16 protein-coding genes are annotated in these 21,405 nt (G+C 32.3%); 15 read left to right on the forward strand and 1 reads right to left on the reverse strand.

Translation table 11 applies throughout. From position 1 onward, the window contains the following. Window positions 1–16: 16 nt before the first annotated feature. On the forward strand, window positions 17–1,348 hold the full coding sequence (locus tag K5S59_RS27520; RefSeq protein ID WP_120450441.1) for an erythromycin esterase family protein: 1,332 nt from the start codon (window positions 17–19) through the stop codon (window positions 1,346–1,348). Window positions 1,349–1,839: 491 nt separating this feature from the next. Beyond that, window positions 1,840–2,997 carry a serine hydrolase domain-containing protein gene (locus tag K5S59_RS27525; protein ID WP_000848146.1) on the forward strand — a complete coding sequence of 386 codons (1,158 nt, stop codon included), beginning with the start codon at window positions 1,840–1,842 and terminating at the stop codon, window positions 2,995–2,997. Window positions 2,998–3,299: 302 nt separating this feature from the next. Here K5S59_RS27525 and K5S59_RS27530 read toward each other — a convergent pair whose 3' ends face one another. Next, window positions 3,300–4,451, reverse strand: a complete 1,152-nt coding sequence (locus K5S59_RS27530; protein WP_000659275.1) for an anion transporter — start codon at window positions 4,449–4,451, stop codon at window positions 3,300–3,302. Between the two features lie 959 nt (window positions 4,452–5,410). On the opposite strand from K5S59_RS27530, the gene K5S59_RS27535 reads away from it, so the two are divergent. The 13 genes from K5S59_RS27535 to K5S59_RS27590 form a co-directional block, all read left to right on the forward strand. Further along, window positions 5,411–6,835, forward strand: coding sequence for an alanine/glycine:cation symporter family protein (locus tag K5S59_RS27535; protein WP_000410407.1), 1,425 nt, complete (start codon window positions 5,411–5,413; stop codon window positions 6,833–6,835). Window positions 6,836–6,959: 124 nt separating this feature from the next. Next, window positions 6,960–7,940 (forward strand): glutaminase GlsA, encoded by a 981-nt coding sequence (glsA, locus tag K5S59_RS27540; RefSeq protein ID WP_097840737.1) that lies wholly within the window; start codon window positions 6,960–6,962, stop codon window positions 7,938–7,940. A gap of 233 nt (window positions 7,941–8,173) precedes the next feature. Next, a complete protein-coding gene (locus tag K5S59_RS27545) occupies window positions 8,174–9,490 on the forward strand; it encodes a sensor histidine kinase (protein WP_000584800.1) in 1,317 nt (438 codons plus the stop codon). Window positions 9,491–9,494: 4 nt separating this feature from the next. Then, window positions 9,495–10,439: a response regulator gene (locus K5S59_RS27550; protein WP_000274081.1), complete on the forward strand. Its 945-nt coding sequence runs from the start codon at window positions 9,495–9,497 to the stop codon at window positions 10,437–10,439. Between the two features lie 557 nt (window positions 10,440–10,996). After that, window positions 10,997–11,131: a hypothetical protein gene (locus K5S59_RS30375; RefSeq protein ID WP_000267089.1), complete on the forward strand. Its 135-nt coding sequence runs from the start codon at window positions 10,997–10,999 to the stop codon at window positions 11,129–11,131. Beyond that, the gene (locus K5S59_RS27555; RefSeq protein ID WP_000119217.1) at window positions 11,128–12,702 is read left to right on the forward strand and encodes a spore germination protein; all 1,575 of its coding nucleotides are present in this window, start codon (window positions 11,128–11,130) and stop codon (window positions 12,700–12,702) included. Before K5S59_RS30375 ends, K5S59_RS27555 begins: the two co-directional genes overlap by 4 nt. 26 nt (window positions 12,703–12,728) lie before the next feature. Next, window positions 12,729–13,820: a spore germination protein gene (locus K5S59_RS27560; protein ID WP_000628612.1), complete on the forward strand. Its 1,092-nt coding sequence runs from the start codon at window positions 12,729–12,731 to the stop codon at window positions 13,818–13,820. After that, on the forward strand, window positions 13,817–15,010 hold the full coding sequence (locus K5S59_RS27565; RefSeq protein WP_098873374.1) for a Ger(x)C family spore germination protein: 1,194 nt from the start codon (window positions 13,817–13,819) through the stop codon (window positions 15,008–15,010). Before K5S59_RS27560 ends, K5S59_RS27565 begins: the two co-directional genes overlap by 4 nt. Window positions 15,011–15,467: 457 nt before the next feature. Further along, window positions 15,468–16,286, forward strand: a complete 819-nt coding sequence (gene proC / locus K5S59_RS27570; protein ID WP_220784104.1) for a pyrroline-5-carboxylate reductase — start codon at window positions 15,468–15,470, stop codon at window positions 16,284–16,286. Window positions 16,287–16,419: 133 nt separating this feature from the next. Next, on the forward strand, window positions 16,420–17,835 hold the full coding sequence (locus K5S59_RS27575) for an amino acid permease (protein WP_120450437.1): 1,416 nt from the start codon (window positions 16,420–16,422) through the stop codon (window positions 17,833–17,835). A 165-nt stretch (window positions 17,836–18,000) separates the two neighbouring features. Continuing rightward, a complete protein-coding gene (locus K5S59_RS27580; RefSeq protein ID WP_120450435.1) occupies window positions 18,001–18,642 on the forward strand; it encodes a GIY-YIG nuclease family protein in 642 nt (213 codons plus the stop codon). A 166-nt stretch (window positions 18,643–18,808) separates the two neighbouring features. Beyond that, a complete protein-coding gene (locus K5S59_RS27585) occupies window positions 18,809–19,024 on the forward strand; it encodes an alpha/beta-type small acid-soluble spore protein (protein ID WP_098873376.1) in 216 nt (71 codons plus the stop codon). A gap of 1,284 nt (window positions 19,025–20,308) precedes the next feature. After that, on the forward strand, window positions 20,309–21,405 hold a 1,097-nt coding region (locus K5S59_RS27590; protein ID WP_220784105.1), incomplete at its 3' end, for an AraC family transcriptional regulator.

Below are 21,405 nucleotides of genomic sequence, written 5' to 3' on the forward strand. Positions count from 1 at the left end.
ATTTCAGGAGGTTTTTATGAAAAAGAAAATAATTATTGCACTTAGTGCTTCTGCTATAATACTGACTAATTTTGTAGGAAGTACTTATGCAGAATCGAAAACAGAAGTTTCTGTTACAGCTCCCTACAATACAAATCAAATAGCAGGATGGTTAGAAGCACATGCAAAGCCTTTAAAAACAACGAATCCAAATGCATCTCTTAATGATTTAAAACCACTTAAGAATATGGTAGGTTCAGCTTCAATTGTAGGTTTAGGTGAAGCTACGCATGGGGCTCATGAAGTTTTTACGATGAAACACCGTATTGTTAATTACTTAGTATCTGAAAAGGGCTTTACCAACTTAGTTTTAGAAGAGGGATGGGACAGAGCTTTGGAACTTGATCGATATGTTCTTACTGGTAAGGGAAACCCAATCCAACATCTATCACCTACATTTAAAACGAAAGAAATGTTGGATTTACTTGATTGGATTCGGCAATATAATGCTAATCCAAAACATAAATCTAAAGTGCGTGTCATCGGGATGGATATTCAATCAGTAAATGAGAATGTTTATAATAATATAATAGAATATATAAAGAGGAACAATTCAGATCTTGTGCCTAGAATAGAAGCGAAGATAAAAGGTCTTATTCCTGTAACAAAGGATATGAATACTTTTGAGATTCTTTCGAAAGAAGAAAAAGAAAAGTATATTTCAGATGCTAAACAAATCAGTGCTTTATTAGAACAAAATAAAAGTTATCTAAATGGAAAATCCAAAGAGTTCGCATGGATAAAACAAAATGCCCGTATTATTGAACAGTTCACTACAATGTTAGCGTCACCTCCTGATAAACCATCGGATATTTTTTTGAAACATGATATCGCAATGTATGAGAATGCGAAGTGGACTGAAGAACATTTAGGAAAAACCATTGTATGGGGACATAATGGGCACGTTTCGAAAACAAATATGATTCCTTTTATATACCCTAAAGTAGCTGGGCAGCATTTAGCAGAATACTATGGGAAACGGTATGTATCTATTGGAACATCAGTTTATGAAGGACAATATAATGTTTATAATAGTGACGGTGAATTTGGCCCTTATGGAACATTAAAATCAGATGATCCAAACAGTTATAACTACACCTTCGGACAAGTTAAAAAAGATCAATTTTTTATTGATTTACGTAAGGCGAACGGAGTGACAAAAACTTGGTTAAACGAACAACATCCAATTTTCGCGGGGATAACTACCGAAGGGCCTACTATACCTAAAACTGTTGATATATCATTAGGGAAATCATTTGATATACTTGTTCAAATTCAAAAAGTGAGTCCATCTCAACTACATCAATAAAATTAGAATCATGTGCCTAAATGACAAATTTCATATAACACTATGAAATTTGTGTTAATAGAGCAAGAAAAATAATCATATTAGAAAAAATCAGCAATGTAACTTGTTAAGATTAAAAAGAATATTCAATATTTAAAGTGCGAAAAAACACTGAAGCGACATCGGTGTTTTTTTTGCGCTTTCGGGCACAGATGCTACTTCAATCCTATTATTATAGAAACGATTTCGAATGTAAGGAATTCGTAAGGGATAGGTAAGGAAAAAGAGATTTTCATTGTGTAGGATAAAAACATAAGGAGGCGTGAAGGGGGGATAAGTACGGCCTGCATATAAAACAATCAGTAATAAGAGTGTTTTGTGAAAATAATGAGTACAGTGATTGCAAATGCATTGTTGCCTTTTCATCATTGGGAGAATGGATAGCTGTGTGGTTCGTATATGACACTGCTATCAACTATCTATACAATTTTAATAGAAGAGAGGAATGCTTTATGAAAACACACAGTAAAATTATATGTGCAAGTCTAGCACTATTAATAGCTGGAAGTTCCCTGTTATACATAACACCAGTCTCAATTGTAAAAGCAGAATCTGCGCAAAATGTATCTAGTTCGTTACAAACAAGTACGCAAAGCGATCGTACTTCCGTTAAGAAAGCAATGCGAGATGAACTGCAACTTGGATACCCGGGAATACTCGCTCAAATTTCTAAGGGTGGTAAAACTTGGAGTTATACCGCTGGGGTAGCGGATCTGAGAACTAAGAAACCAATGAAAGCAGATTTTCGCTTTCGTATTGGCAGTGTGACGAAAACGTTCATTGCAACAGTTCTACTTCAATTATCTGGAGAGAACCGTTTGAATCTAGATGACTCCATTGAAAAATGGTTGCCTGGTGTCATTCAAGGAAACGGATATGATGGTAACCAGATTACAATCCGGCAAATATTGAATCATACAAGTGGTATTGCTGACTATATAAATTCAAAGGACTTTGATATTACGGATATAAAAAAATCGTATACGGCTGAAGAATTTGTAAAGATGGGGATTTCTCTTCCTCCAGACTTTGCTCCAGGGAAGGGTTGGTCTTATTCAAACACAGGATACGTAATACTGGGGATCCTTATTGAAAAAGTAACAGGAAACAGCTATGCGGAAGAGGTTGAAAATCGGATTATTGAACCGCTTGATTTGTCAAATACATTCTTACCTGGTAATTCAAGCGTGATTCCAGGCACCAAGCATGCCCGTGGCTATTTGCAACTAGACGGAGCAAGTGAGCTAAAAGACGTTACGTATATTAACCCAGGTAGCTCGGATGGAGATATGATTTCCACTGCTGACGACTTAAACAAATTCTTCTCTTACTTACTCAGTGGCAAATTACTGAAGGAACAGCAACTAAAACAAATGCTTACTACAGTTCCTACAAATAGAGAGGGAACTGGATATGGTCTTGGAATCCTTGAAATTAAGCTTCCGAACGGTGTCTCGGTATGGGGACACAGGGGTGCCGTTCCAGGGTTTTCCACTTTTGCTGGTGGAACACTTGGAGGCAAACGTACAATTGCTATCAATTCGAACAGTTTAAACATTAATAATCCGGAATTTTTTAAAAACATTTTACTTGCTGAATTTAGCAAGTAGGCAAAAAGGAAAAACGGAAAAACGGATAAATTTTGTCATTTGTAATTTCAATCGGAATGGATTACCGCTTGAAATGAGTATAAAGAGGGATTAAGTATCTAGAAACAATCAAACCAATCATGAGAGATGGTTAAGTAAAAGGATTGGTTTATACATTGGCCGATTAAAAGAGCAACATATATAATGAGTGATTATTATGTATATAGTATTTTTGTTGTATCTCTTTAAACATACCTATATTAAAACCCAAATTTCTCAATTTAATGCTGAGAAATTTGGGTTTTTCTAAAGTAATCAATTTTTTAAAAAATTTTTAGAAATTTAAAGATAAAGTATTGTATACATGTAAGTATGATTAAAAATGAAAAGTTGTAAATGCTAAATTTAATTAAATACGCCTTACTCTCTTTACCATTGGCCTGAATGAATAGTTTATAGGAGATTACACTGGCTAAAGATGCGATAATTGTTCCAAGCCCTCCAATATTTACTCCTAGTAATAAAGCTTTCCAATCAGAAGTAAAGTTTGATAGAAGAATTGAAGTAGGAAAATTGCTAATCAATTGACTCAAAAATATGGAACTAAAGAAGACTGAAGTATCTCCTCTTAAATTAGCGCGAGCAAATGTCTCCAGGGCATCGGAATGGGAAATGTTTCCGATAAAAATAAAAAAACAGACAAAAGTTATTAGAAGAAAGTAATCGATCTTAAATAGTAAGTTTCTATCTAAAGTAAATGCTGCCATCAATGTTACTATTAGCGCAATGTAATAATTAATGACACCAAAAATAGATGCAATGATAGTGATAAGTATCAAAATCCAGATGGTAGCTTTTTTTCGATTCTTCACGGTAATAACAGGTAGTTCTATTTTCAAATCTGTTTTTTGAAGTTTTTGAGTAAATATAAATAACAAACTGATTCCAAGTACAGCTAAAAGCAGGATTGAACCTAAAAATGGGATGAGCTTAACTCCATAGTAAGAATATAGGTATAAATTTTGTGGGTTTCCCATAGGCATCAAGCTACTACCGATGTTTGCCGCAATTGTCTGCAGGATGATTGTATCCATCATGTTCATTTGTGTTTTTTTACTAATGACAAGTGTTATTGGTACAAAAGTGAGGAGAGCGACATCATTTGTTACAAACATGGAGCAAATAAAGCATAACAAAATTAGAATAATAGATATTGACCTGCTGTTATTGCATTTATTTAAAATAGCAACGGCAAGTTTGTCTAATATCTTTAGCTGTTCAAAGGCCTTAATGGCCACCATTAGATTAAATAAGCTAATCAACACTTCAAAGTTAATATATTCGATCTTTGGCGAATGTATTAAGCAGCTTACAATTGCTAGTATCAGTGAAATGGTAAGTACTAAATCCTTTTTTAAAAATTCGAATTTCATAAGGAGTCTTTTTTTATTTTGAACGAATACGATTTCTTTCACAATACACCACCTGTAATCTATGTTAGTAAATATACATTTTTTGGATAACTTAATATTGCTAGAAAAGAGGATGTTATAAGGTCCTAAATAAGAGATTTGTAATGTTTCATCCATTCAACAAAATCCTTTTTTGCTTAGTGTCTTTAATGTTGTAAATATGTGCAATATAGACGAATCCAACTAGGGGGATTAATTGAGAAAACAAATGTTTTTTGTATGATACCATAAATAAATTAAATGTTTTATTTTTGAAATATTCTTATAATATCCTATCAATTCTTGATTTCAAATACTTTATATGAAGTTCTAAAAGAGAAAAAGTATGCATGTTTTTATGAAGAAAAAAGAGGCTTGTCAAAGGTTAGGTAGAACGGAATCCGCGACATTTGGATACTGTATAAAATTCACAAAATCTCAGTGTTTTTTAGATGAAAAAATCTTAAAATATTTTTTGTTTTTATAAAAACCTGTACTTTTTCGTAACATTCTGTACTTTTAATTATAAATTAAAGACAAGGTTCTCTTAGTTGAAGATTGAAAGCGCTTCATAGTTTTTCTGTGAATTTTTTACCTAGCCTATTTTTGAGATTAGTAGTGAGAAAGGAGATATTTCCATGTTCTTGAGAAATTTAACCAAAAACCAATTAATCACTATTGATTATTATGATTTAAATGTAGATCACCGGTAAACGAAACAAACATAATAGTACAACAACATTAGTGGATAAGAATATTAGTTTTACAGAAGGGGATAGAGCATCCGTTTGTATAAACGTTAAGTTCTTCAAAATTCCAGTTTTACGGTTACATGTTGTGATGTTTGCTTAAACAGGCCAATCCTATTAATATAGAAAATTTTTATCCTTGTTGTATTTGAATATGAATGAGGTATTTATGCCAGGAAATATAGGTGATTTTATATAGATTATGAAATATAAATTTTGGTATGGAGTGATAATATGGAAAAGTTTTTTGTAGATTTAGTCGGATCAACGAATGATTTTTTATGGTCTAAATTGTTAATTATTATGCTTGTTATTTGCGGAATTTATTTTACATTTAAATTAAATTTTGTACAGTTTCGAATGTTAAAAGAGATGGTCCGTGTATTAATGGAGGGGAAAAGTGGTTCTAAAGATCAAATCTCTCCTTTTCAAGCGTTTTGTATTGGTATGGCAGCTCGCGTTGGAACAGGGAATATTACAGGAATTGCGATTGCGATTGCATTAGGAGGTCCTGGAGCTGTATTTTGGATGTGGATTATTTCTATTATTAGCTCGGCATCCAGTTTTGTTGAAAGCACATTAGCACAGATATATAAAGTAAAAGATAAAACTGGCTTCCGCGGTGGGCCATCCTATTATATGGAAAAAGGCTTGAATAAACGTTGGATGGGAGTATTATTCTCTATTTTAATCACAATTACTTTTGGTCTTGTATTCAATTCAGTACAATCAAATACAGTTACAATTGCTTTTCAAAACTCATTTGGTACAGATCGTCTAACAGTCGGGATAATCATGGCCATTGCTTTCGCTGCGATTATCTTTGGTGGTGTACAACGTATTGCAAAAATGGCTGAATACAAGGTGGTATTTTTAGCGGTATTATACATTGGAGTTGCATTATTTGTTGTAATTACCAACATATCAAAAATGCCGGAAGTTCTTTCTCTTATTGTTCAAAACGCATTTGGTTTTAAACAAATAGCAGGAGGTTCAATTGGTGCAGCACTGATGAATGGAGTTAAACGTGGTTTATTTTCAAATGAAGCTGGTATGGGAAGTGCACCAAACGTTGCCGCAACAGCAACAACAAGTCATCCGGTGAAACAAGGACTGATTCAAGCATTTGGTGTATTAACGGATACACTGATTATTTGTACTAGCACTGCCTTTATTATTTTGCTTTCTGATGCATATAAACAACCGGGGTTAAATGGTATTGCACTTACACAAGCAGCATTAAGTGAACACATCGGTTCTTGGGCATCGGGTTGTCTTGCTATCTTTGTTTTTTTATTTGGATTTGGTGCGTTAATTGGCAACTATTATTATGGTGAAACAAATATTCGCTTCTTACATACAAGTAAAGTGTGGTTAATGATATACAGAATAAGTGTGTTGGCTATGATTGTATTTGGTTCCATTGCAAAGATTCAAATTGTATGGGATTTAGCGGATTTATTTATGGGCTTTATGGTTATTATTAATTTAATTGCTATTACCTTACTTTCAAAAGTAGCATTTGCGGCGTTACAAGATTATATAAATCAGAAAAAAGCTGGTAAAGATCCTATTTTTTATAAAGAAAACATTAAAGGGCTTGAAAATATTGAATGTTGGGATAGTTACGAGAAAACTTCAAAAAAGAAAAGTGTGTAATAAGAAAGATATTCAGACTGCAATATGTCTGAATATCTTTCTTGGTTCTAATGCAAATATCATTGATGATATTAAAGAAAAAATTATTCTATATAAAGTTAATAGTACGGGGGAATATTGTTAAATGATAAAGGATTCTAGCGTTCAAGTTGAGGGTCAAGAAAAAGTTTGCTTAGATCAATGGGTAGCTCATTATCGAACGTATGCAGCTAAGGGACGAAGCGCCAGTTATATTCCCGCTCTGGGGGAAATAAATGTATCGCAGTTAGGTATTTGTATAGTAAAGCCAGATGGAACAATGATAAAGTCAGGAGATTGGGAGGTACCTTTCACATTACAAAGTATATCAAAAGTAATTGGTTTTATAGCCGCTTGTTTAAGTCGTGGTATTTCTTATGTATTAGAACGAGTTGACGTAGAGCCAACTGGAGATGCCTTCAATTCAATTATTCGTTTAGAGATACATAAACCAGGAAAACCTTTTAATCCTATGATTAATGCTGGAGCGATTACGATAGCTTCACTTTTGCCAGGGACATCGGTGCAAGAAAAATTAGAATCTCTATATGTATTAATTGAAAAAATGATAGAGAAGCGTCCTGCTATTAATGAAATAGTATTTCAATCAGAATGGGAAACGGCTCATCGTAATAGAGCTTTAGCATACTATTTAAAGGAGAATGGTTTTCTAGAATCAGATGTGGAGGAGACACTAGAGATTTACCTAAAACAATGTTCGATTGAAATAAATACAGAAGATATTGCCTTAATAGGGCTTATACTGGCACATGATGGATATCATCCTATTCGCAAAGAACAAGTGCTCCCTAAAGAAGTAGCTAGGTTAACAAAAGCTTTAATGCTTACTTGTGGAATGTACAACGCTTCTGGAAAATTTGCTGCTTTCATTGGATTACCAGCTAAAAGTGGGGTATCCGGCGGAATTATGACACTTGTTCCCTCAAAATCTAGGAAGGATTTACCGTTCCAAGATGGATGTGGTATTGGTATTTACGGACCAGCCATTGATGAGTATGGGAATAGTTTACCAGGAATTATGTTGTTAGAACATATTGCAAAAGAATGGGATTTAAGTATATTTTAAAAAGGAGCACAGATATTTTGGTGTTAGAGCGAGTCCAAAAGTGTTCAGACCTTATATTGTGTCTGAACATTTTTGAGTTATAAAGTATCTTTCTAAAGTAGAAGAGTGTAATGAATACTCACAATCTATAATGCTTTCGTTTATATCTTATTTATCAGTTTTTGAAAAAAATAGAGTAAGTATTGTATTAATGCAAATAGGTTTGTATACTGACTGTTAGGCGAAAGTGAGAAGTGATTATTTTGAATCTTAGTAATTTAGTAAAAAAAGACATCTATATTCTCGTTTTAATGATACTTACAGTACCCTTAGTAGGTGAAATAAAGTCATTTCCTTTAAATGAAACATTTAGAATGAGCTTTGGTGCACCAACATTTTTCTTTTTTTTGTTATTGTTTCGACGAATCCCAGCATTTTTACCGGGTTTTTTAACAGCAATAGTCGTGGTAGTATTTCGTATCTCAATGGATGTCATTATAAAGGGAAATATGGATTGGCTAGCCGCTTTTCATACTCACTATCCTAGTTTTTTCTTTTATTTTACGTATTCGTATCTCTTTCATTTAGCAAAAATCAAACGTTTTTATCATCAACCACTAATGATTGGTTTGATTGGTTGCATGATTGAAATACTGTCAGACTGTGTAGAATTAATGATTCAATATTTCGTATTAAAAACATCAATCACATCCGAGGCAATAAATGAGATCATTGTTATCGCATGTTCCCATAGTTTTATAGTTCTAAGCTTTTTCAATATGATGAAATTGTATGAAGCGCAATCAAGGGAGAGACACATAAAGAAACAAAATGAACACATGCTCATGCTCATCTCTAATTTATATGAAGATGCTGTTCATTTAAAAAAAACATTACAAGATGCTGAGAATATAACAAAAAAATCCTATGATTTATATAAAACTTTAGACTCTTTTGAGCACAAACAGATGGATTTTCAGTTTGGGGATTTAAGGCAACAGGCATTACAAATTGCTGGTGAGGTCCATGACGTTAAAAAGGATAACCAACGTATTTTTGCGGGACTTTCAAAATTAATTTCTGATGAAAGTTTTACAGATTATATGTCTGTACATGAACTAGTAAATATCATTATACGGGCAAATACGAAATATGCACGGTTGCTAGAGAAAGACATCCAATTTGTGTATAAAATTGATGGTGTGCATCCTCATTATCATATTTACACAATCTTATCTATTATAAATAATATCGTTACAAACGCTGTAGAAGCTATCCAAGGTATGGGAACCATCACAATTGACATTAATAAAGACCACCATTTTGTTGAATTTCAAATAGGCGATAATGGTCCCGGTATTTCTTCAAAATATAAAGATTCAATTTTTGAGCCTGGGTTTACTTCTAAATATGATGATTTAGGCAATCCGTCGACAGGTATCGGATTATCGTATGTTAAAGAAATGGTCGAACAACTTGAAGGTGATGTTACGCTTGAGGACAGAACCGAAGGAAAAGGATCAATTTTTATAATTAGATTAGGGATTGATCATATAATTTCGAAAGGGTGATTCTATGTATTTTTATATAGTAGATGATGAAAAAGCGGTTCGCTCAATGTTGGCTCAAATTATCGAGGATGAAGATCTTGGGGAGGTTATAGGAGAAGCTGAGGATGGTTTATCTTTAGAGCAACAAATGCCAATCCTTAAAAATATAGACATTTTATTTATCGATTTGTTAATGCCGATTCAAGATGGAATAAAAACAATTCGTCAAATAAAACCTTCGTTTAAAGGGAAAATCATCATGGTCTCTCAAGTAGAATCAAAAGAATTAATTGCTGAAGCTTATTCGCTTGGCGTTGAATACTATATTATTAAGCCAATTAACCGGATTGAAGTATTAACAGTTGTTCGGAAAGTCATTGAACGAATTCGTTTGGAAAAATCTATAAAAAATATTCAAGAATCGCTTAATATGGTACTAAAATTGGATAGTAATTCAAGTGCGCAAGAAAAATACCGTAATGAAAAACATTTAAATACTTTTAATCATTTTCAAAATTCCATTCATTTTCTTTTGTCTGAATTAGGAATAGCCAGTGAAAGTGGAAGTAAAGATTTAATGGATATGCTAGATTATTTATATAAATATGAACAAGATAACACGTTGGAACAAGGTTTTCCCTCACTAAAAGAGATTTTTATGAATTTGGCTCAAAAAAAACTTGGGGATTCAGTTGAAGATGCTGAATTAAAAAGGTTCATAGAAGCTTCCAAACAACGGATTCGGAGAGCAATTTATCAATCATTAAACCATTTAGCATCTCTTGGACTTACTGATTTTTTAAACCCGAAGTTCGAAAATTATGCTTCTAGATTTTTTGATTTTACTACCGTAAGGAGAAAGATGACAGAATTGAATAATGAACCAACATTACCTGCTCGTATTGATACGAAAAAATTTATTCAAGTTCTTTATTTTGAAGCAAAACGAATACACTTGGAATTAAGATGATAAACTCTTGCTAATTATGATTTTCAATTGATAGATTGATAATTGTTTTAATGTTATTTGTTTTATATAGTTTTTCTAAGAGAGTATTTTCTTTTATTTCATATTGGTTTTAAAATCAGAAAATTCCGTATCGATTCGGTAGAAGTATATTAACTTAGAACAAAAAAATATGTATTTTTTATTTTTTAAACATTAATATTCATTTAAAAAAACGAGTATTTCCACAATAAAATATAAATACATAATAAGTTGAATTTAAAAAAAGATGCTATCTTCTAGCATCTTTTTTTCTTTAAGAGGAAATATCATTGGTACTTATATTATTTAAAATTCAAATGCGGGCATATAAATAAGGGAAAAGGAGATAATATCTAACAAATTATAATTGGAAATGGTATTTTAGGTCAGAAATGTTTTTATATTAACTAGGTTATTGGTACTAAGTAAGCATAATGTCTCACTTTTCTGCTCTTTAATCTTATAGTTATTTTTTATTAAGTACATACCGTTCTTTAGAAATCTCAATCCTAGCAGGGTATATAAATTAGGTGATAAACATGTGGAACATAATTACTTCTTATCTTCCAGATTGGAAAGTATTTGTACAAGCTTTTATCTTGTTTTTAATTCCGTATACTATCTCAAGATTTTTTCATTGGGTTCGTATGTCAGAGAAAGAGTGGGGAGAATGAGTTGGTGGAAGTCAAGGGACAAACAAGTGAAAAAAAATAATATTAAAAGTAAAACGAAACAAGATCAAAAGCCTTCTCAAAATGCAACCGTTCATTTCACAAATGATTTTGCCTCTAACTTAGAACTTATAAAGCGACAAATCGGACATAATTCTGATGTTCGCTTTCGGAAATTTAATATTGGACGCACAGATATTCAGGCTGGGATCATTTTTGTTGATGGTCTATCAGATAAAGAGATAATTGACAAACATATTATGAAATTACTAATGGATGATTTTTCTGATGAATATAAAAATGAATCTTCTTATGTGGAGGGGACTGTTTCAAAAGAATATATTAAAAATAAAGTTCTTACAATTAGTGAAGTAGCAGAAGTCCATTACATAAAAGATTTGATATCCAAAGTATTGATAGGTTCAACAGCTCTTTTAATTGATGGTTTAGCAGATGTGTTTATTCTTGGTACAACAAAAGCAAATAAACGAAATATTGAAGAACCAGTATCGGAGGCATTAGTCAGAGGGCCACGGGTCGGTTTTACTGAAGTATTAAGTGATAATACCTCACTTTTGCGACGACATTGTGCGGATGAGAACTTATCATTAGTAAAGCTACCAGTAGGAGAACGTGCAAAGAAAGAGCTAGTTGTCGCATTTATTAAAGATCTTGCTAGTACAGAATTGGTGGATGAAATAAAAAACAGAATTCAGAAAATTGACATAGACAGTGTACTCGAATCTGGTTATATTGAGCAACTCATTGAAGATAATTATCTCAGTCCTTTTCCGCAGATTCAAAATACAGAACGACCTGATCGTGTTATTAGTGCTTTGATGGAAGGTCGAGTAGCTATTTTGTTAGATGGAACACCATTTGTTTTAATTGCTCCAGTTACATTTAGTATGCTACTGCAATCACCAGAAGATTATTATGAAAGGTGGCTTCCTGGTACACTTCTCCGCTTATTACGCTTCATGACAGCTTTTGTTTCATTATTTGCTCCAGCACTGTATATTTCTTTCATTTCATTTCATCCAGGATTAATTCCCACTAAGCTCGCTATTTCTATTATCGGATCGCGAGAAGGAGTTCCTTTTCCCGCTTTAATAGAAGCGTTAATTATGGAAGTAGCTATCGAAGTTTTACGAGAAGCAGGTTTACGTCTGCCTAAACCGATTGGACCGGCAATGGGAATTGTGGGCGGTTTAATAATTGGTCAGGCTGCCGTAGAAGCAGGAATTGTTAGTCCAATAATGGTTATCGTTGTTGCGGTAACAGCTATTTCTTCTTTTACTATTCCGCAATATAGTGTGGGAATTACGTTACGCATTCTTCGTTTTGTAGCTATGTTTTGTGCTGCGATATTTGGCTTGTATGGAGTTATTCTCTTCTTTCTTTTACTTTGCAGTCATTTAGTAAAACTGAAAAGTTTTGGCGTTCCTTATACCAGCCCTGCTGTTCCATATCGATTCAGTGACTGGAAAGATTTTATGGTTCGCATGCCATTAAAAATAATGAGACGTCGACCGAAAATAATGCATACCAAAAAAACTATACGCAAAAGGTAGCTGATGACGAAAGGAAGTGGCCTTCAGTGATTACTATACCTAAAGACCGAATAACAACTTCACAAGCAGTTGTTATTATTGTAAATTACATACTTGGGACAGGAATTCTTACTTTGCCCAGAGCATCTGTGGAAAAAGTGAAAACACCAGATGTATGGCTAAGTGTGATACTAGGTGGGATACTCGCAATGGTTTCAGGAGTAATTATGGTCAAATTAAGTCAGCGGTTTCCAGATAAAACATTTTATCAATACAGTCAAGATATTGTAGGGAAATGGATAGGCAGATTGCTTAGTTTTCTTATTATAGGATATTTTCTTACAACTTCAGCGTTTCAAATTCGTTCAATGGCAGAAGTAATAAGCTTTTTTTTGCTGGAAGGAACTCCTACATGGGCCATTATTATGCCTTTTATGTGGATAGGTCTCTATTTGATTATGGGTGGTATTAACTCGATTGCACGGATGTTTGAAATAATATTTCCTATTACTTTTTTTATTTTTTTACTCATTTCCTTTATGAGTATCGGAATATTCGAGATAGATAATCTCCGTCCCGTATTGGGTTTGGGGATTAAACCAGTGTTAGATGGGATAAAAACAACGTCTCTCGCATATACAGGTCCTGAAATTATGTTAATTCTTTTGGTATTTATGGAACAACGAAAGAAAGCAGTAAAAGCTATTTTAGTTGGAATTTCTATTCCGTTAATCTTTTATGTAATAACTGTTGTAATGGTCATTGGTGCATTATCAATTGATGGGGTTGTAACAAGAACATGGCCGACAATTGACCTTATGCGCAGTTTTGAAATTTCTGGATTGATATTTGAACGTTTTGAATCTTTACTGCTTGTAATATGGATTATGCAAATATTTGCTACCTATACGATTAGTTATTATGCAGCTGCATTAGGATTAGCGCAACTCTTTAAAAAGAGTATTCATCCGCTTATTTTCGCTTTGATTCCAATCATTTACATCATTGCTATGACTTCGAAAAATATAAATGACTTGCTTAAATTGGGGGATATGCTCGGTAATGCTGCTTTATTTTTATTTGGTTTACTGCCACTGCTTCTTCTTATTATTACGCGATTAAAAGGAGGAGTAGTGTGAAAAATAAATTTAATTATATGCGGTTCTATTTGGCTTTGTTATGGACGCTTTTGCTTCTATTTTTAACAGGATGTTGGAGTAGTAAAGAAGTAGAAGAGTTGAGTTTAACTGCAGGTATAGCACTAGATAAAGGGAAGGATTCAACAATTGAGAAAGAGGATGAGGAAGGAGGTTATCCTAAAAGAAATCTTATAACAGCTACTTATCAAATTGTTAGTTCACAAGCACAAAGTAAAGGAAATGGACAACAAAAACGTTATATAAATGTTTCTGAGACCGGTGATTCCATTCATCAAATTGTTCGTGAGTTTTCATTGAAAAGAGAGAGCACAATGTTCAGCCCACATTTAAAAAACATTGTTATTAGTGATAGTCTTGTACGTACATACAGTTTAGAACAATTACTTGAACAGTATCTCCGTGACAATGAAGTTCGGCTTAGCTGTATGCTCTTAATTAGCAAGGGTCTAGCGAAGGAGGTACTGGAATCAAACAAAAAAGGAGAAATCCCAGCATTTCGTTTGTCTGGAATTGCAGATAATAGAAATAGAACAACAAGGATTTTACCTCCTGTATCGCTCGCTAAATTGGAAGGAAAGATGCGGTCAGGGTCCAGTTTTCTTTTGCAAAATGTAATCTCGATAAAAGGGGAAACAAAATTTGCAGGAGCTGCTGTAATTAAAGGAAAGACAAAAAAGTTGATGGGCTTTTTAAATGAGCAGGAATTGGAAGGAGTAGTATGGATAAACGGAAAAAGGAATGGTGGTGTGGTAAAAACTTTTGATAAAGAATCAAAGAAACTCATTATATACGAAATAAAGTCAATAAAAAGTAAAATCATACCACATGTTAACGGAAATAATATTTCCTTTGATGTAAACATTGAATCAGAAGGGCGTTTGTCTGAAAATTGGATGCAATCAGGAAAGGATTTTGAAAATGAATTTTTAAAAAGAGAAGAAAAAGCTATTGAAAAGGAAGTAAAGCACTTAGTACATCATGTTACAAAAAAAATACAAAAAGAATATCAAGTCGATATTGCGGGTTTTGGAAACCAATTAAGAATTAAACACCCGAGAACATGGGAGAAAGTCAAAAAAGATTGGGATCGAACATTTAGTAAAGTAGCGATTAAATATCATATAAATGTAACTATACAAGATTATGGAGCATCAAGTTTAAAACGGTGAGACGTCTCAATTGACCTTATATTTACACGAAAACAAAAAGTTACGAAAATTTTAATTTGAAAATTTTTGTAACTTTTTGTTTTTTTATGTCCTTCTTATTATAGATTAAAGAAATGATTTTATTAAAAGTTCATTCTTTATCCTATACACTTCTTTTGCACTATAAAGTAAATAACAACCGTTACTAATGGTGTTTATTTAACGTTAGGAAAAAAAGAGGAATCGTTATATATCCTTTACAAATTTGAATAGGAGGGAGTTTGAAGTGCAAGCGAAAGCAGTGCAAATAGAAGGGAATTTTGAAAATAAGTAATTATTAGAGGTATATGTAAGCTCTATATAGGAAGGAGAATTTTGAAATTCTATTGATAAACCAAGTAATTGTAATAGCCCTTATTTAGACTAATAATTTCAAAATCAATAAAATTTAGAGTAGAAGGAGCAAGAGCAAATTATTATGAATAAACAAATAGGATTCATCGGATGTGGAAACATGGGTATTGCTATGATAGGTGGGATGATTAAAAAAAATATAGTTTCTCCAGATCAAATAATTTGTTCAGATTTAAACGTCATTAATTTAAAAAATGCTAGTAATAAATATGACATAACTATAACTACTAACAACAATGAAGTCGCTAACAGTGCTGACATTTTAATTTTATCAATCAAACCAGATTTATACTCATCGGTAATTAACCAAATAAAAGATCAAATAAAAAATAATGTAATCGTTGTAACTATTGCTGCAGGAAAAAGTATTAAGAGCACTGAGAATGAATTTGGTAGAAAGCTAAAAGTTGTTAGAGTAATGCCTAATACATCGGCCCTTGTTGGAGAAGGAATGTCTGCGTTATGTTTTAATGAAATGGTTACAGAAAAAGATATAAAAGAGGTATTGAACATATTTAATATTTTCGGCCAGACGGAGGTCATAAATGAAAAACTAATGGATGTTGTTACATCTATTAGTGGTTCTTCTCCAGCATATGTGTATATGTTTATAGAAGCCATGGCAGATGCTGCTGTACTTGGCGGTATGCCGAGAAAACAAGCTTATAAATTTGCGGCTCAGGCTGTATTAGGTTCTGCAAAAATGGTATTGGAAACAGGAATACATCCAGGTGAATTGAAGGATATGGTTTGTTCTCCAGGTGGAACGACGATAGAAGCTGTAGTAACGCTAGAAGAAAAAGGTTTAAGAACAGCTATCATTTCAGCTATGAAACGTTGTACGCAAAAATCTATGGAAATGTCTAGTTTAACTAGTAAGTGAGAAGTGAATTTATATAATATTTCAAATCTATTTAATGTAAAAGAAATATTATGAGGCTAGTTAATAACTAAATAAATTTATATACAACACTAACGAGAAGAACAAACCTTATTTTAAAGGGGATACAGAAAATATGAGTAATTTACTAAAAAAGAAATCCGTTACACAATTGTTAGAGCATAATCAAAGTAAGACTTTAACGAAAACATTAGGAGCATTTGATTTAATTATGTTAGGGGTAGGCTCGATAGTTGGAACGGGCGTTCTTGTGTTAACTGGATTAGTAGCAGCAAGAAATGCTGGCCCAGCAGTTGTTTTTTCATTTATACTTGCAGCAATTATATGTGGATTTATAGCATTATGTTACGCGGAAATTGCTTCTACACTCCCGGCGTCTGGTAGTGTATATACATACTCATATGCAACAATTGGTGAGTTTGTTGCTCATCTAGTAGGTTGGTCATTGCTATTAATATATATCGTGGCAACAGCGGCTGTCGCTGCTGGATGGACAGGCTATTTCCACAATTTAATAAAGGGATTTGGATTAGAGATACCTAAAGCTCTAGTAACGATTCCTTCGCATGGTGGTATTGTGAATCTACCAGCAGTAATCATTACATTGATATTAGCATGGATGTTATCCCGTGGTACGAGGGAAAGTAAACGAATCAATAATACAATGGTATTGATTAAAATTGTAATGATTTTGTTGTTTATTACGGTTGGTATATTCTATGTAAAACCAATGAACTGGATACCAATTGCACCATACGGTTTAAGTGGAGTTTTTACGGGTGGAGCAGCTATTTTATTCGCTTTTACGGGTTTTGATATATTAGCAACTTCAGCAGAAGAAGTAAAAGATCCGAAACGTAATCTTCCGATCGGTATTATTGCATCATTAATCATATGTACAATTATTTATGTTATGGTATGCCTTGTTATGACAGGAATGGTTTCCTATAAAGAATTAAATGTTCCTGAGGCGATGGCTTATGTAATGGAAGTTGTAGGACAAGGAAAAGTCGCTGGTGCAATTGCTGCAGGTGCTGTAATTGGCCTTATGGCTGTTATTTTTTCCAATATGTATGCGGCAACACGAGTATTCTTTGCAATGAGTCGTGATGGATTGTTACCGAAATCATTTGCGAAAGTTAATAAGAAAACTGGAGCACCCACTTTTATAACTGGATTGGCAGGAATAGGGAGCTCTATAATAGCTGGGTTTATTGATTTGAAAGAATTAGTTAATTTAGTTAATATCGGTAGTTTGGTGACGTTTGCGTTAGTTTGTCTATCAGTTATTATTCTACGTAAATCACACCCAAATTTAAAACGTGGATTTATGGTACCTTTTGTACCTGTATTACCATGCGTTGCAATTGTTTGCTGTTTGTTTTTAATGCTAAATTTACCGTTAAGGACATGGGTGTACTTTAGTATTTGGATTACTATTGGGGTAGTAATATATTTCCTTTATTCGATAAAACACAGTAATTTAAATGAGGAAACGATCTCGAAATTACATGATAAAATTGCGAGATAATAACGATAGAAAATTTTATTAATAATCATATTGATAGTTGAGGAACATAGAAACAGTTTTTTGACATTTAGCAAGAGATAAAATAAGAGATGCTAGGGCAGCTAAGTACTTTTTTAGAAACCTTGCTTGTTTTTTACGATTTAAAACTGCTAAGGAGAGAGAAGTATGAGTGAATTGCATTTTATGAGTATAGAAGAATTAGATAATAAATTGAAAAAATCTGACAGTGGTATTTATTTCATTAAAGATTATAATGACAATATTATTTATGTAGGCAAGGCTTTTAGTATAAAAAGTAGAGTATTAGCTCATTTTAATAGTTATTCCAATATTGAGGAATATGTCCATTTATTTAATAAAGTAGCGTATCTCATTGAAGATAGTTTGTTAAAACGCTCATTGTTACAAGTTACTTATATGATTAAATATAAACCAGTATTAAACAAAGAAGTACAAAAAGAATTCCCAGAGTTGTATACTCAATACATTAAGCAGACAAATAAAAAATCTATGTTGTTAGAAATTGATGAAGCTAAAGAAAAAGGGGATGAGTTAAAGAATAAATTAGTAAAATTAGTGGGTGGAAAAACTATGTTTTATGACATAATTTCTCTGTTAAACAATGGATATAACTATCATGTCCTCGCAAAAGTATTGAACATAGAACTTCAAACTTTAATTATAGTAAAAGAACACCGAAATAAATTCCCGATACCACATAATTATAAGAGGACAATAAAACATCAAGATATAATGTATGCTTTATCTGGAAAAAAGAATTTAAGTACTTCAAGGTTAAACACTTAACTTTAAAATAGTAAATTCGTTGCTTTTGTAGCTTTTATTGTTATATTGAAATGCAATGTACATTTGTGTTTCAAATTTAATTGGTGGAATAAGGGGAGTGAAAGGGTTCCTATAAAAATACTGGAATAAATTAGGTTACTCATGCATAAATAGCATAATTAGGTACATGTTATTTATAAATATTCAAAGATACGAAAGTAATACAAATGAAATTCTTATTTCTGCTACTACAAGTACTATTGAGCAAATGAAGTATGAAATTGCTTTTGAACTAGGAGTCACACTGGAACCTGATACATCACATCATCTGCAAATGGTTCGGATCGGTGGAGAGATTACAAAACGCTTATTTCGAATGCCTGAAAAACAGTTAACAGGTTAATACAGATTACACTAAGAAAATAATCCGTATATATACGGATTATTTTTCCTTTAATTTACAAAAGAATAAATTTTGAAATTGAAAAAACCTCTCAGATTTCTTTGTAATAACCTTTTGTAGTTGTGTTAATGGAATAGGTATCGGAAGATAATTAATTCAATATGGACGATGTATGGACCGTTAAAAGAGTTTTGGTATTGTTTGTAATTTTAATTCCATGATACTTAAGCCGCTATAATAAAAAAATTATGTCTAAATCGATATAAAGGAATAATTATCAAGTGATATTTCTTTTTTATAGAATAAGTAAAAACTGATATTGTAGTAATTACTGTTTTGAGGTCAATTTACTGTGCACCTTAATTATTGAAGTTTTTTTGTTGATTAACAACTATTGTATTTTGAAATGAATAATAAGTTTATCCCGCTATTTGTGGGCAGTAAGACCCCAACCAAAAAAGGTGGGGGATCAACTGTCCGTAAAAGCCCGATTGGTGAGGGCTAATAATCAGTGGGGGATGCCACTGATTAAAGTTTCACTTTATGTGATGCGGCAATAAAACTATCTAGTTTGCTCTTCTTAGTATTTGTATATATATTTTTTCCTCTTTTGTGGAAAGTAAAACTAATGTTGCGACTAGTTATAAAAATTTTGGGTATTCCATTCGTTTTTTATTCTTATTTTTTGATGAGGAAAAGACCTTTCTCTCAATTAAATGTTTAATTGAGTACTTGAATTTCCTACACCTTGTACTTTTCAAAGCATAGTGCTTCAAAAATAGCCTTATCACTTTCAGCTGTTTCCAATTTCATGACTTCGTTATTATCTTTTTTAAAATTTGGAACGAAGTGGTTTTTCAGTTTCATATTTAAATTAGCAGTATTTATTTTTTGAATTCACTTTGTATAAGTGATTGAATCGGAACTTTGACTGTTGTTTCTTGCGGTGATACAGTACCTCCTGTAACTTTCGCTGCATTTTAAACCTTTTTCCAGCTTTGTCCTCGCATTGACTACCACTGTATTTTGTAGTACTTCACTGTTTTCTCAAGTTCAATAATTATATCTTGTAGAATTAAGAAAAGAACTTAGTGTATTTCATTTACTTATCTACTCTGTACTTTGATATTTAGATGCTAACTACAATTAAATAATATATGATTTTTATAAAAAAGATATAGTAATATTTTGTTGTGAATTGTACTAATTTGATATTTTATAGTATTATTTGTCGTGAATTATATATAACAGAATATATTTTATGGATCTATAAAGGAGAATGTAATGAATACTTCCATCGATATACAACACTTATGTGATCTTGCACATAAAGCATTTAATGCCCCTGTACATATTTTATCTGCAGACAGAAAAATTTTATATCATTCTACATCTGATAATGTTTGTAGTCCTTTTTATTCTTCAAAAGAAGAACATCTTACTGATATTTATCAAGAGAATGATCCCTGTAACTTGCCACTTTTCCGAAGTAACAACTATCTTGAAAATTTTGTTCTAATTCATATAGAAAATCATGATGATATTAAAGGGACTATTATAATCGGTCCTACTATACATCCAAAACATTCAGATGATATGATCATAAAATTTCAGAAAGAATTTAAATCAAATGATAACATTCAAGAAAGACTTGCCTATTATCAGTGTTTATCTGAGATTAAAAAAACTACATTAATTGATATGGGAATTTTATTACATTACATGATTTTCAATGAAAAGTTAGATGTAGATATTGTCTTGGAAAAAAATAAAGTACTAGAGGAAGTTCCTAATAAAATTGTGAAACCTGATTTATATATTTTAAAACGCCGACAAAACAAACCTAAAACTCACAATATGGCATTAGTAAATGATTTCTTTTCGACTATCAAAGAAGGAAATAAAAAAAAGTTAATACAGTATATGTATGCGGTTTCACAAGAAGATGTTGAACTTATGCTAATAGAGGATCCGCTCAGGAATCAAAAAAACCTTGGAATTATTGCGATTACCTTAGCCACTCGATATGCAATAGAAGGAAACCTGCCACCAGATATTGCTTTTGCTCATAGTATTTTATATATACAAACCTTAGAACAATTAGATAATGTAGAATCTGTAAAGCGATTGTCAGGGGACGCATTACGTACCTTTGCAGATCGTGTGAAAGAATACAATGCAAAAAAGTATTCTTACGCGGTTACTACATGTATAAAACATATTAATAAAAATGTTTACGATGGAATATCTTTGAATGAACTTGCTAATCATTTAGAAATTACGCCTACTTATCTGTCTAAACTATTTAAAAAAGAAATGGGAATCACTTTAAGCGAATATATTCAAAGGGAACGAGTGGAAGAAGCAAAAAAATTATTAAC

It is taken from the genome of Bacillus sp. BML-BC051, assembly GCF_019656175.1.
Classification (GTDB): Bacteria; Bacillota; Bacilli; order Bacillales; family Bacillaceae_G; genus Bacillus_A; species Bacillus_A mobilis.

Excerpts from the sequence above, each read along its gene's own strand:
- K5S59_RS27520 (WP_120450441.1), top strand. The coding sequence starts at position 17 with ATGAAAAAGAAAATAATTATTGCACTTAGTGCTTCTGCTATAATACTG.
- K5S59_RS27525 (WP_000848146.1), top strand. The coding sequence starts at position 1,840 with ATGAAAACACACAGTAAAATTATATGTGCAAGTCTAGCACTATTAATA.
- K5S59_RS27535 (WP_000410407.1), top strand. The coding sequence starts at position 5,411 with ATGGAAAAGTTTTTTGTAGATTTAGTCGGATCAACGAATGATTTTTTA.
- glsA (WP_097840737.1), top strand. The coding sequence starts at position 6,960 with ATGATAAAGGATTCTAGCGTTCAAGTTGAGGGTCAAGAAAAAGTTTGC.
- K5S59_RS27550 (WP_000274081.1), top strand. The coding sequence starts at position 9,495 with ATGTATTTTTATATAGTAGATGATGAAAAAGCGGTTCGCTCAATGTTG.
- K5S59_RS30375 (WP_000267089.1), top strand. The coding sequence starts at position 10,997 with ATGTGGAACATAATTACTTCTTATCTTCCAGATTGGAAAGTATTTGTA.
- K5S59_RS27555 (WP_000119217.1), top strand. The coding sequence starts at position 11,128 with ATGAGTTGGTGGAAGTCAAGGGACAAACAAGTGAAAAAAAATAATATT.
- proC (WP_220784104.1), top strand. The coding sequence starts at position 15,468 with ATGAATAAACAAATAGGATTCATCGGATGTGGAAACATGGGTATTGCT.
- K5S59_RS27575 (WP_120450437.1), top strand. The coding sequence starts at position 16,420 with ATGAGTAATTTACTAAAAAAGAAATCCGTTACACAATTGTTAGAGCAT.
- K5S59_RS27580 (WP_120450435.1), top strand. The coding sequence starts at position 18,001 with ATGAGTGAATTGCATTTTATGAGTATAGAAGAATTAGATAATAAATTG.
- K5S59_RS27585 (WP_098873376.1), top strand. The coding sequence starts at position 18,809 with ATGTTATTTATAAATATTCAAAGATACGAAAGTAATACAAATGAAATT.